11 protein-coding genes are annotated in these 13,787 nt (G+C 38.7%); 6 read left to right on the forward strand and 5 right to left on the reverse strand.

Going from position 1 to position 13,787, the window contains the following annotated elements; all coding sequences use genetic code 11:
- Positions 1-16 precede the first annotated feature (16 nt).
- Positions 17-346: a cyclic-di-AMP receptor gene (locus V7108_RS19595; RefSeq protein WP_132097048.1), complete on the reverse strand. Its 330-nt coding sequence runs from the start codon at positions 344-346 to the stop codon at positions 17-19.
- A gap of 218 nt (positions 347-564) precedes the next feature.
- Between V7108_RS19595 and V7108_RS19600 the strand changes: the two genes are divergently transcribed.
- The 6 genes from V7108_RS19600 (at position 565) to V7108_RS19625 (ending at position 7,169) form a co-directional block, all read left to right on the forward strand.
- The gene (locus V7108_RS19600; RefSeq protein WP_335511688.1) at positions 565-2,307 is read left to right on the forward strand and encodes a sensor histidine kinase; all 1,743 of its coding nucleotides are present in this window, start codon (positions 565-567) and stop codon (positions 2,305-2,307) included.
- Positions 2,308-2,312: 5 nt separating this feature from the next.
- Positions 2,313-3,098, forward strand: a complete 786-nt coding sequence (locus V7108_RS19605; RefSeq protein WP_335511686.1) for a response regulator transcription factor — start codon at positions 2,313-2,315, stop codon at positions 3,096-3,098.
- A gap of 109 nt (positions 3,099-3,207) precedes the next feature.
- The gene (locus V7108_RS19610) at positions 3,208-4,515 is read left to right on the forward strand and encodes an extracellular solute-binding protein (protein ID WP_335511684.1); all 1,308 of its coding nucleotides are present in this window, start codon (positions 3,208-3,210) and stop codon (positions 4,513-4,515) included.
- 222 nt (positions 4,516-4,737) lie between these two features.
- Positions 4,738-5,616 (forward strand): carbohydrate ABC transporter permease, encoded by an 879-nt coding sequence (locus V7108_RS19615; protein ID WP_335511682.1) that lies wholly within the window; start codon positions 4,738-4,740, stop codon positions 5,614-5,616.
- A 16-nt stretch (positions 5,617-5,632) separates the two neighbouring features.
- Positions 5,633-6,526: a carbohydrate ABC transporter permease gene (locus tag V7108_RS19620; RefSeq protein ID WP_335511679.1), complete on the forward strand. Its 894-nt coding sequence runs from the start codon at positions 5,633-5,635 to the stop codon at positions 6,524-6,526.
- 16 nt (positions 6,527-6,542) lie between these two features.
- Positions 6,543-7,169, forward strand: coding sequence for a YesL family protein (locus tag V7108_RS19625; protein ID WP_335511677.1), 627 nt, complete (start codon positions 6,543-6,545; stop codon positions 7,167-7,169).
- A gap of 90 nt (positions 7,170-7,259) precedes the next feature.
- On the opposite strand, the gene V7108_RS19630 is transcribed toward V7108_RS19625, so the two are convergent.
- From V7108_RS19630 to V7108_RS19645, 4 genes are all read right to left on the reverse strand, one after another.
- Entirely contained in the window at positions 7,260-8,243 is a 984-nt protein-coding gene (locus V7108_RS19630; RefSeq protein ID WP_335511675.1) for an aldo/keto reductase, read from the reverse strand.
- Positions 8,244-8,277: 34 nt separating this feature from the next.
- On the reverse strand, positions 8,278-11,697 hold the full coding sequence (locus V7108_RS19635; RefSeq protein ID WP_335511673.1) for a glycoside hydrolase family 2 TIM barrel-domain containing protein: 3,420 nt from the start codon (positions 11,695-11,697) through the stop codon (positions 8,278-8,280).
- Positions 11,698-11,711: 14 nt separating this feature from the next.
- Positions 11,712-12,377 carry an SGNH/GDSL hydrolase family protein gene (locus V7108_RS19640; protein ID WP_335511671.1) on the reverse strand — a complete coding sequence of 222 codons (666 nt, stop codon included), beginning with the start codon at positions 12,375-12,377 and terminating at the stop codon, positions 11,712-11,714.
- A gap of 341 nt (positions 12,378-12,718) precedes the next feature.
- Positions 12,719-13,780 carry an NAD(P)-dependent alcohol dehydrogenase gene (locus V7108_RS19645; protein ID WP_335569138.1) on the reverse strand — a complete coding sequence of 354 codons (1,062 nt, stop codon included), beginning with the start codon at positions 13,778-13,780 and terminating at the stop codon, positions 12,719-12,721.
- Positions 13,781-13,787: the final 7 nt, after the last annotated feature.

Genomic DNA, 13,787 nt, shown 5'->3' on the forward strand with positions numbered 1-13,787 from the left:
TTACCATTAATATAGATTAAAAATGCATATATTGTTCGATTGGGAGGACGAAAACTGTTGCACCGCCAACCTCAACTTCAACAGGATAAGGGACAAAAGAGTCCGCATTCCCACCCATCGGTGAAACAGGTGCCACTAATTGGTCACGCGATTTACAGTTTTCTTTTATAATCTGCAGTGCACGATCAACACGAATATCCTCAGTGCCAATCATAAAGGTGGTATTGCCGGATTTCAAAAAGCCGCCTGTAGTTGCCAGCTTTGTTGCTCTAAAATTATTATCAACCAGTGCTTTTGATAATCTGTTGCTATCCTGATCCTGGACAACAGCGATGATAAGTTTCATCTCTACCAACCCCTTCAAAACAATTTTCAATCTTCTTCTCTATATTATAACAGGTATTTGTCCTTGTTACATTGATATTCGACAGCTTAGTGTTGTGAAAGTTGTCTAAAAAATACATTCTCACAATTGCTACATAACTTTAAAAAGACAACGATTACATAAAACAAGGTATTATAATATAATAAGATATTATTTTACAAAAGAAAGGCGAGCAATCAATGCTTAATTTACTTAAAAAGTGGAATACTTTACGGAATCAAATTTTGTTTATTTTCTTGTTTTTTATGATACTTGTTCTAATGATTGTCAGTCTTCTCACATTGAGACAAGTTTCATCATTATTGAAAAATAATGCTGAAATACAAATTCAACAAGTGGCCATTGAAGCAAACGGTCGAATAGAATCACTTTACGAACTAATTAACATGTCCTCAAAGCTTGTGACAACGGATGAAAAAGTCCAGCGTATTTTAACAGATGTCCATCAGGGAAAAAAAGTAACCTTTAGTGATCGTCAACAATTAATGGGACATATTAACAGAGTTATGGGTAATACAGATGGAATCTTTTCAGTTCAACTCTTTGCTGGAAAACAACAGCGTGTACTCCCCCTTGATGAAGACTCTTTATTGAACAAAATCGATAAAAAGTGGATTAATGAGGCAAATCGCACAAAGGGTGGACTCGTTTGGATTGGTGAGGATCCAATGGATAAAAACCACTTTCTTGCAATTCGTAGTGTAAATTTAATAGAAAGACAATATAAGAATGGCGGTTATCTTTTAATTAGTATAAATCGTAATCATTTTACATTTGCAAATGAAATAAATGAAAATAATCAGTACTCTATCCTGTTAGATCAGGATAAAAAGCCCATTATTCAAAATTATAATGGAGACATTACAAGCATTCTTGAAAGTGATGAAAACATTATTCAACTAGATCAAAGAGAGTATATGATGACCAAGCATACATCCAAACTCACAGGTTGGACCGTGCTTATTTTAACCCCTGTAAGTGAACTAACAGAAGGAATGTCAAAGATTCGGACAGGCATTATCTTATCTGGAGTTGTTGGCGTATTTATTTTTACCATTAGCGCCTTCTTCCTTTCAACAATCATTACACGACCGATTCTAAGATTAACGAAAACCATGCAGCATGCGGGCGAAGGTTCATTAACACTGAATCCACGTGTTTCTTCCGTAAATGAAATTAACGAATTAAACAGCACCTATAATCAGCTCGTTAAAGAAACCAATCATTTAATCCAAATGGTTTATCAAAAGGAGCTTTTACGAAGCCGCAGTGAATTGAAGGCCCTTCAAGCGCAGATTAATCCACATTTTCTTTTCAATACATTGGATGCGCTTCATTGGTCACTTGAAGAGAAAAATGAAGAAGAATTGTCTGAACTTGTCTTAGCCATGTCCAACTTATTTCGTTATACCATCACAAAAGAAACCGATGATGATTGGGTATTTTTAAAAGATGAAATTAATCATATTGGCGACTACATGGAAATTATGAAAATGCGTTTTGGTGACAGATTAAAATGGAAGGTCTCGGTACCATTCGAATATGAGTTTATAAAAATTCCAAAACTGATTATTCAGCCTCTGGTAGAAAACGCAATCTTACATGGAGCAGGAAACAAGATCGGAAATTGTCTAGTTTCTATAACTGTTGAACCCGTAAAGCGAGATGGCAAAGAACGGATATGTATCTCTATTCAAGATGATGGTCCCGGTATGGATAAAGAGCGTCTTGGGTGGATTATTCAATCAATGGAGACGGGTGGAACATCCTCAGTGAATGGAAAAGGGATGGCCATTTCTAATGTTTTCAAACGCTTAAAATTGTATTACAAAGAAGCCATACATCCAGACCTTTTGATTGAGAGCCAAGTAAACGTCGGCACACGCATTTCATTTGAACTACCAATTGATGGAGGAGAATAAATAAAATGATTACTAAAAATATCTTAATAGTTGATGATGAACCAAGAACTCGGCATGGCCTGCAGAGAACGCTGGAAAGCTGGAATAATGGTGAATTTACTATTCTCACCGCTGAAAGTGGCATGGAAGTCATGCGGATTGCAGAGAAAAACAAGATTCATATATTGCTTTCTGATATTCGCATGCCTGAGATGAGTGGTTTACAACTGTTAAAAAATATGAAAGAAAGAGGATTCTCACCTGTGGTGATTGTTATTTCGGCCTACTCCGAGTTTAAATATGCACAGGAAGCGTTAAGACTCGGTGTAGTCAATTATCTCCTAAAGCCCATCGACAAAAAGAAGCTGATTGAAGCTGTTGAAGAAGCTATCACGGTTATGCAGAAACAAGTAAGAGCAGGAGTGATTGAAAAAGTAGTGGATGAAAAAATAGTAAATACTAACAACAAAATGGATTCAGCAAAAGATCCTATCCGCAAAGCTATTACCTATATTGATCAGCATCTAAAGGATGAATTGACCCTAAAGGACGTAGCGTCTCATGTTCATTTAAATCCAAGCTATTTTAGCGTGTTGTTTAAGGAGCAAGCAAACTTAAATTTTAGTGAATATGTCACAAGGCGAAGAATCCAGCGTGCAAAAGAATTAGTGGTTTCAACCAATCTGCCAATAAATGAAATTGCTGAAGAAGTCGGCTATAAAACATCTAAATACTTTATTAAAATCTTCAAAGAAATAGAAGGTATAACTCCAAGTACCTATCGAAAAACAAACGATGATAGCGTTTTCTAAAAAAGATGGTATTTTTCCTAATCTTAGTTCCCTTTTTTGATTATTCCTTCAATGATAGACTTTAATTGTTAAGTATAACTAAATGAAACATATCCAGGGGGGGTTTAAGATGCTAAAAAGGAAAGCGTTTACTACTATAATGTCTTTGACATTACTAGGCGGGCTAGTTTTAGGAGGCTGTTCATCATCAAGTACATCTGAAAATTCAGGTAAATCAAGCGGTGATAAAACAGTTGTTAAAATGATGCATTTATGGCCTGAAGGAAGTGCAAAAGCTCAGTATACAATTGTAGATGACATTATCAAAACGTACGAAAAAGAACATCCCGATATCGATATTCAAACAGAAATACTAGCAAATGAACAATACAAAGAAAAAATCAAGGTATTATCTGCTTCAAATGAGCTTCCGGACATTGGGATTACTTGGGCTGCTGGTTATATGAAACCTTTCGTTGAAGGAAATATGTTTACACCATTAGATGATATTGCCCAAGAGGATAAATTCGTTGCTGGTACACTTGATGCATTTTCAGTTGATCAAAAGCCATACGCTTTGCCGCTTGAATTAAACATTGCTCCAGTGTATTACAACAAAGAAATTTTCAAAAAGTATAAATTAGAAGTTCCAAAAACATATGATGAGTTTTTAAAAGTTGTTAAAACACTTGCTGATAACGATGTTACTCCAATCACAGTTGGAAACAAAGACCGCTGGACGGGCTCTATGTGGTATATGTACCTTGCAGACCGTATCGGTGGTCCTGAAACATTAACGAATGCAATCAATCGTACCGGCAGTTTTGAAGACCCAGCTCTAGTTAAAGCAGCTGAAGAAATCTCAAAACTTGTTGATATGGGTGCCTTTGTTAAAGGATTTAACGGACTTTCAAATGATGAAGCAAAAGGTTACTTTATGAACGAGCAGGCTGCCATGTACATTATGGGTACTTGGGAATTACCAAACTATACCACCAGCCCAGATGTTGACCAGAAATTTAAAGACAAGGTTGGTTATTTCAAGTTTCCTACTTATGAAGGCGGAAAAGGCAACATTGATAGCTTTGTAGGGGGACCTGGAGTTGCTTTATTCGTATCTGAACAATCTAAAGTAAAAGATGAAGCGAAACAATTTGTTTCTTACTTAGTTGAAGAATGGGGCAAGCGTTCCGTCGTTGAAGCTGGTGTTATTCCAGCAACAACTGTTGATACATCCAATAGCGATCTTGCCCAAATGTACATCGACATTCTTAATGATTTAGGAAATGCTACTAATATTACACTGTATGCGGATGTTCAAATGTCTGCCGGCGTTGCTGATGTGCACTTAAATCAGATTCAAGCATTATTTGGCGGACAATCGACACCTAAACAGTTTACAAAAGCACAAGAAGAAGCTCTTGCTTCTGAGAAATAATCATTTCTTTAAAAGAGGGCATATAGTTAAAAAATATGTCCTCTTCTTTATAGAGGCTCTTTTCTTAAACTTTGTTGCCTTTTGGAACAAAATTTAAGAAAAGAGCCTGCAAACTAAATTCTGAAGCACAAAATAGCTATTTCCACGTTAAAATCGGCTTTAAGATTTTAACAACAATCTTTACGAAAAACAGCCTTATAGAAAGGTAGGGGACGAACCAACATGAAAAATGTTATGTCGAATAAATTCGTTATCACCCTTTATACTCTCCCGGCTTTACTTCTCATTTTAGTCCTTATCTATATTCCTATTACATTATCAGGTTATTACGGTCTCATGGATTGGGACGGAATTGGAGAGATGAAGTTTATTGGGTTAGAAAATTATGTCACCCTAGTTCAGGATAAAGTTTTCTGGACAAGTACCTGGCATTCATTTCAATTAGCCATTTTCTCCGCAGCTAGTTTACTGCTATACTTAGGGATTTCACTTGTTCTAGCCAGCAAAATTAAAGGCTCGGATTTACTACGTAAGATTTATTTAATTCCTATGCTCTTATCATCTGTTGCGATTGCCCAGCTTTGGATGAAGATTTTTGACCCAAATAACGGAATGGCCAACAGATTACTTGAAATCTTTGGCGTGGAAAATACACCATTATGGTTGGCGGATCCAAAAATTGCCCTTTATTCCATTTTCATCCCAGTTATCTGGCAGTATGCAGGGTTTTATATTCTTATTTATTACGCAGCATTAAAAAACGTACCTGATGAAGTGATCGAGGCAGCGAAAATTGATGGTGCTAACGCATTACAAATCGCTTTTAGAATTAAATTACCACTCATTTCTGGCGTATTTAAAGTAACGGTTATGCTAGCAGTAGTTGGATCCTTGAAATATTTTGACCTGATTTATGTAATGACTGGCGGAGGGCCTAACGGAGCAAGTGAAGTAATGGCCTCATATATGTACAAGGAAGCATTTAAATTAAACAACTTTGGATACGGTAGTGCAATCGGTTTTGGACTATTAGTAATCTGTCTAGTCATGACTTGGTTAACTTCGAAACTAACGAAATCTAATGATGATGTTCAATTTTAAGGGGGAGTGAAACATTATGAGTAAGGTGAGTACACAACCAGTAACAACAAACCTTTCCGAACCCGAAACTATAAAGAAATCTTACTTGAACAAAATTGGATTTGGATTTCTTTATCTAATATTAGGGTTATTTGCTATTATTCAGATCTACCCATTGATATGGCTGGTTTTCTTTTCACTGAAAAACAATCAAGAAGTATTCGGAATGTCTCCCTTCTCTTTACCGCAAAATCCACATTGGGAGAACTATACAAGAGCATGGACTTCAGGGAATATTGGATTATACTTTTTCAATAGTGTCTGGATTACGATATTATCAGTCGTCCTTACCACCATTCTTGCTAGTTTGGTAACGTTCGCTGTAACACGGATGCAGTGGAAACTAAGTGGTCTAGTACTTGGATTGTTTTTAATCGCCTACATGATACCGCTGCATTCAACAATCATTCCTTTGTTTAACATGTATAACAACGTGAATTTAATTGATAGTCCAGTATCGATTGTATTGTCGTACACAACCTTTAACTTACCATTAACGATTATGATCCTGCTTGGTTTTTATAGAACGTTCCCACGTGAAATTGAGGAAGCTGCAGTTATGGATGGATGCTCGGTGCACCGAATCTTCTTCCAAATTACCCTGCCAATGACCGTGCCTGTACTATCAACCACTGCGATCATTAACATGATTTACAACTGGAATGAGTTCGTCTTTGTAAACACATTCATTAGCTCTGATAAGTGGAAAACATTAACTGTCGGGATTAACAACTTCGTAGGACAATATTTAACAGACTGGGGTGCCATTGGGGCAACTCTTGTTATCAGTATTGTACCAATTCTACTAACCTTCTTATTCTTAAGTAACAAGATTGTTGAGGGAATGGCAGCGGGTTCAGTCAAAGGCTGATGTTGGAGGGATTAGAGTGAATGGAACAAAAACGGCAAATCGAGTTAATTCTGCCACTGAATGGATTGCCAAGTTTGCTTATATTAATTTATTATGGATTGGTTTTACATTACTTGGTCTAGTGATACTTGGATTTTTCCCTGCTACGATTTCGTTGTTCACAATCATTCGTAAATGGATGTTGGGGGAAGGAGATATTCCAATCTTTCGGACATTTTGGAAAACCTATAAATCTGAGTTTCTTCGCAGCAATGGACTAGGATTACTTGTTGCATTTGTAAGCGGACTTATTATTCTTGATTTAGTTTTCATGAAGAATTTAGGAAACGATTTTATGAGTGTCATCCAAATCCCTCTTTACATGTTTATATTTGCAGTAGTTATGACAATGTTATACCTGATTCCGGTATATGTTCATTATGAGTTAAAACTGATACAGATAGTTAAAAATTCATTTTTAATGATGCTCATTAACCCTCTTGAAAATCTAGTAATGCTTTCTGGGATGGCTGCCATGTTCTTTGTGGTGAAATTCGTTCCAGGTTTAGGCTTTTTCTTCGGGGGGAGTATTTCAGCAGCCATAATAATGGCATCAGGCTATCTTGCTTTTAATAAAGTAGACAAAAAGAAACAGTTGACTTAACAAAAAGACAGATAACAAAAGGAAGCACAACCCCTTAGTTGTGCTTCCTTTTGTTTATGCTAAATCGAATAGTTCTCTAAATGGCTTTAATTAATATGGACCTCTTACAAAATCCCTTACTTTTTCCTGATAGAAACGTTGAATCTCTTTCTGTTCTTCCAGTGAAAATGGCTTTGTATCTAGAGCTGTGAGGTTGTCCATTACTTGATTTACATTTTTAAACCCAGGAATGATACAAGTAATTTCTTTTTGGTCTAGTATCCAGCGCAGTGCTGCACTCGCCATTGATTTACGGCCTTCTGCGATCCACTTTAAATCGCCAGCTAATTCAACACCCTTTCGGAATCCTAGACCGGCAAAGGTTTCCCCTACATTAAAGGCCTCCCCATTTTCATTAAAGCTGCGATGGTCATCAGTTTCAAAAACATGATCAGCTGTAAATTTACCTGTTAGGAGCCCGCTGGCTAAAGGTAATCGGACTAGCAGACCTACTCCTTTTTGATAAGCCTCAGGGATTAATTTTTCTAATGGTTTTTGACGGAACATATTAAATATGATCTGCAGGCTCTTTACATTCTGATGTTGCAAACAAATAAGCCCTTCCTCAACGGTTTCGACACTGACACCGTAGTGACGGATTTTGCCTTCTTTCTTAAGAGTATCCAGTACGTCAAAGACACTTCCATCTTTCAATATCTCCGTTGCCGGGCAATGAATTTGAAAAAGATCAATTGCTTCCCTGTTCAAGCGGCGGAGGCTGTCATCAGCATATCGGCTTACACTTTCATAGCTGTAATTTTGAGGATCAAAAATATCACCTTGGCGACAGAATTTGGTCGCGATATAAACTTGATCTTCCTTGCTCTTTGTCGCCTTCGCTAATAACTCCTCGCTATGACCGTCACCATAAACATCCGCCGTATCAAAAAAGTTAACACCTTGGTCCATTGCATATTCTAAAGACCGCAACGCTTCTGCGTCACTCGTTTTGCCCCAGGAACCACCAATGGCCCAAGTGCCAAAACTTACCTCGCTGATTTTTATTCCTGTATTCCCTAGTTCACGATAGTTCATATTAACAGCTCCCTGCGCATTTATTTCATATCCTTTACCTTTCAAAACGGAACCAGCCAAAGTCAAAATTCGAACCTGGCAGGAATATAAAGGTGACCTTTTGTACTCCCGTTATTTTGTCTAATTCAAATACTCGCTCTTCGTATTCTTCGGAATTGGTGAATTCAACTAGTTGATTGCTTTCCCCTTCCTGATTGGCAAAGTGGATATGGATGGTATTTTTATCAATTGGCGATTTGCCGTAAATAACCAGTTTCCTTACACCTTCACTTGTAAAATCAAACTGCTCAAACACGAGTGAAACATTATTTCCTATTCCTTCCACAGCTTGTCCTTTCAAGGCAAAGGTATCCCCATAGATGGTGTCACATTCGGCAGCAGCATTTTGTTTAAATGCACGATTCTGCCTTTCAAACGAAAATCCTTTGATATGCACTTTCTTCTGAAGGACAAGGCAAATAGAAGTAATGCCGTGGAGTCTTTTTGACAATCGATAGGTTTCTTCTTGGTACACATTCCACTTGGATTCCTTTTGATAGATGACGTCCGCTACTAATTCACTTCCATCCTCATCAGGCATTCCCTCCCATATTTGCATGGAATATTCCTCACTTGACAAAGCGAATATTGGAATCGTGATGGTATCAGAGCCATAAGGTCCAAAGTCGATGTCACGAAAACCTACTTGTGTTTCGCCATCTCGGCTAGTTGCCACTCCTCGTTCATTTCCGTTTCCTAATTCCCCTTTACTAAAATCATATAATCCTGCTGAGATAAATCTATATGGATCTTTATAAGCAAGTCCAAGGCCCTCTGTGATGAATTCCAGCTGGGATATAAGTTTCGTTTTATCGGTGCCATTCTTGCTCGTACAACGGACTCTGAATTCTCCATCACCTAAAGCGGTAATTTTCGCCTCATGACCGAATGCCTCTACCCTGGCAATATTTGAAACAATACCAGCTTCATTCACAACACTCCATTCGACTTCTTGGTAAGAAGCGTCCACTGGGTGCAGTTTTGCCCGGACAACCATCTCTTTCCTTGATTCATCAAACAATTGTCCTGATTCACTAATAATTTCAATTTTACGAACCGGTATTTCTTCTCTGCTTCCCATCACAACCGGTACGTCACGATTGCACATATTCGCAGAGACTCCTTTTAAGGCTGCATCATTTATTGGAAGAGACTCGAATTCTATCACTTGAGTTTCAATTCCGTTAGAGGATACCTCCATCTGAATCTTTCCAGGTTCTAATTTAGATCCTATAATAGCCATTAGTTTTCCGCTGAACAATCTTCTGCTTGTCCCTTTATACTGATCATAGTCTGTACTGTCCCCATTATCTAGACCAAGCAAACGACCTGCGCCCGTAACATTAACATTCACACGGTTAGTGGCATTCTCCACAGGATTGCCCTTTTCATCTTCCATACTAATTTCGACAAAAATTAAATCTGTTCCATCTGCAATCAGTTCCTGTTTATCTGCTTGCAGACATATCTTCTTTGCATCCCCAAAGGATCTTTTTACTTCTGTTGCAATTACTTTTCCTGTTTCATCATAGGCAATGGCCTTTAATTCACCCTCTTGATAAGGAAGCTTCCACCATCCGACTAGTTCTTTCCCCTGTTTATGGTCAATATCATGGGTACCAACGGTGACACCATTGAATTGCAGCTCAATTTTAGGTGCATTCGAACATACCCTTACATCAATGGTTTGGCCCTTATTAAATTCCCAATAAGGGAAAATGTGCACCATTGGGCTCTTCTTGTAATCTGTCCATTCCGCTTGATAAATGTAATAGGAATCCTTTTTAAAGGTAGCCGTATCAACTTGTCCTAGGTAGGAATTCTTAGTATGATATGGCGTTGGTTCACCAATATAGTCAAATCCTGTCCAAATAAATTGTCCGAGCGAGAAAGGTGTGTCCCGATCTGCTATAATACAAGCTTCTGCCGACTTTGCCCCCCAGCTTGTTGAACTATTTCCAAGTGCAGAGCATTGCTCGTCATCGTCTGCCAGTATCGATCTTTCAAATGGGAAGTGATAGATTCCTCTGCTTTGTACAACCGAAGCAGTTTCACTTCCATAGATGATCCAATCTGGGTGTCCTTCATGATGTTTTTGATAATATTTTTCTGCGTAGTTATAACCCGCAACCTTAACGATATCCGCACATTTTTGGGCATTTTCCCACGGCATATAATTGGAGCCGATGGTCACACTTGCATTTTCCTTTGGATCATACCTTCGCACCTCATCCAAAAGCATTTTTGTTATTTCCTGCCCTCTTTCATCTGCGTGGGTATCATAAATTTCATTTCCAATGCTCCACATCAGCAAACTAGGATGATTCCGATCCCGCATTACCCAGCTTTTCACATCTAATGGAGCCCATTCCTTAAAAAACCTTGCGTAATCATAAGGAGTTTTTGACCTTTCCCACATATCGAAGGCTTCAGAAACAACCAGCATTCCCATCTCGTCAGCTAAATCCATCAGTTCTTTTGCTGGCATATTATGAGCGGTCCGGATGGCGTTTACGCCCATTTCTTTCAATATAATAAACCTTCTTTTTAGGGCTGTTTTATTGAAAGCAGCTCCTAAGGCTCCTAAATCATGATGTTCACAAACGCCATTTAATTTCATCCTTTTCCCATTGAGGAAAAAACCCCGCTGTGGATCAAGATTAATTGTTCGGAATCCAATATTTTGGGATATGGATTCAATTTCCTTATTGTTCTCAGCCAGCTGTAATTGGGTTGTAAGCTGATAAAGGTTCGGTTCATCCGGGCTCCAAGCATCTGGATTTTTGACCATTAGCCTTTGTGTGTTCTGCTTACTAGCATCAACGCCTGCCACGACCATTTCTGAAGCAGCTGCAATTTCTTGACCTTGATATGAAATCGAATGGTACAGCCGTATATCACTCTCAATGTTCAAGTTGGTTTCGATTTCAACCTCCCAACCATCCTCCTTCTGTTTCGTGGTAATGTAGATTCCATTCGATACAATATGGGTCTTTGCCCTCGTCTTTAGCCAAACGTTACGATAAATACCAGCACCTGAATACCACCGGCTATTAGGGCTCTGGTGTACGACCTTCACTAGGAGTTCATTTTCCCCTTCCCTGAGCTTCTCTGTGATCTCGTGTTCAAATGAGGAATAACCGTTTTTCCATTCTCCGATAAATTGCTGATTCACATAGAGAGAAGAATCCATATAAACGCCGTCAAAGCATAGGAGGACCTGGTCCTCCACTTTTCTGTAGGTAAATGATTTACGATACCAGCCGATACTGTTTTCATAAAGGTCCAAGGTATTATAGATAAGCCAATCATGGGGAAGATCGACAGGTTCAAATTTCAACGTTTCAATATCTGTTGTTTCTAAGCTGCTTTTGGCAAATTCCCATCCATCATTAAAAAGTGTTTTCTGGTTCATGTCGATGTACTCCTTTACTCTAGTTTCGACCGGTCCCAATTAAAACCGATTTCCTTTAAGAAGGCTCTTGCCAGTACGATATGACCCGCAGCGGATGGGTGAACACGGTCCCATGCCAATGCTGCCGGATATAGACTCTTTAATACCTCTTTAGAGGCTGCTTGTGTATCCACGAACAAACTATCATTCTCTATTGCTATTTTTCGGACCACTTGTCCGTACTGATCCACTGTCTGCCTCATTGGATCCTGTTCATTGTTTTCTAAATAAAACGGGGTCATGAGGACAAGGCCCTTTACGAAAGGCTTCGTTTCTGTCACGAGTTTCCGCAGCGTATCCTCATATTCATCTATATAAACATGCTTCTCCTTGATAAACGGTACGTCATACTGGCGCCAAACATCATTTATACCAATCATAATGGCTAACCAATCAGGTTTCTGGTTCACTACATCATCTTGCCACCTGTTTTTTAAATCGCGAACGGTGTTCCCGCTGATTCCCTTATTAACCACTCGAATCCCTAATTCAGGATAAACCGCTGTCAAAAGGGCATTGACATAAGAAACATAGCCATTTCCGAGAGCACCAAATAATCCCTCACCCTCTGGTTTGGCCCTGTCGCAATCGGTGATAGAGTCACCAACAAATAATAGTTTTTGACCTGTTTCGATCTTCATTTGACTATTCCTCCCATTACCCGGAATCTACTGATATTTCCTTAAAAAAACCCTTCTAAAAAGAGAGCTGGCTTGTTCTTCCAGCTCTCAAGCATTTGTAATGGCTCTTTTCTTAATCTTTGTTGCTTTTTTGAACAAAATTTATTGGTTGATTATGTTAATTTGCGTAGAAAATAGATTAAATTTGTTAAGAAAAGAGCTTACAAACTAGATTCTAAAGTGCAAAATAATTACTTCCACGTTAAAATCGGCTTTAAGATTTTAACAACCAATCATTATGAAAACAGCCTTTATAAATTTTACTTAGATTTATTTTTGGATATTTACTTTATCTGGACAAATCAAAAGTTTGATTTGTCTGGATAAATCATAATTTTGATGCTTGTATCCTTTTGGGCTCTTGCCACCTCAACCGCTTCCTTAATGTCACTTAAGGCATACTTGTGAGTAATGACTTTTTCAATATCCACTCCGGAGCCTCTAAGTGCTTGAATGGCTGCCGGGTATGTGTTGGCGTATCGAAAAATTCCGTATACATCAATTTCCCCATCAATGATCTGGTTCACATCCAGCGGAATCTCATTAACTGCCGGCATACCAACAAACACAATTCTTCCTCCGCGATTCACCACTTTAACAGCGTCGGCAATTGCCCTTTGATTACCAGAAGATTCGATGACAACCGTCACACCTTTCCCACTGGTTAGTTCAGCAATTTTGTCCTTGGCATTCTCACTTAATGGGTCAATGACTTCCGTTACTCCCATTTCGAGACCCAACTGTCTCCGGTAAGGGACTACGTCACTCGCATAGATTTCAGAAACACCGAACATTTTCGCTGCTTGTACGGCTAAAAGCCCAATTGGCCCAAGTCCGCTTACAAAAATGGTGTCAGCCGGTGTAACTTTACCGCGATTCATCGCATGAAAGCCTACTGATAACGGCTCCAGCAAAGCACCTTCTTCAAAGCTCATGCTATCAGGCAGTTTAAAAAGAAAATCACTGCGAATTGTTACATATTCTGCCCAAGCACCATCAACTGGCGGCGTTGCCATGAAAATGACATCAGGGCATAGATTGTAGCGCCCAGATTTACAATATTCGCACCGGCCGCAGGCTACACCAGGTTCCACTGCAACCCTGTCACCAACACATACATTGGTAACTTCAGAGCCAATCTTTACAACTTCTCCAGCTAATTCATGTCCTAAAATAATTGGTTCCTTCACTACATAGCGGCCAATCCTTCCATGCTCATAATAGTGAACATCAGAACCGCACACGCCGATACAATATACTTTTAACAGCGCCTCGTTTGCCTTTGGATCTGGAATATTAATCTTCTTTACTACAATATCCAATGGCTTGTTCATCACCGCTGCATCCATTAAACCCGTTGTCATTATTAGA

Source organism: Neobacillus vireti, assembly GCF_036962345.1.
Lineage (GTDB): Bacteria > Bacillota > Bacilli > Bacillales > Cytobacillaceae > Neobacillus > Neobacillus vireti_A.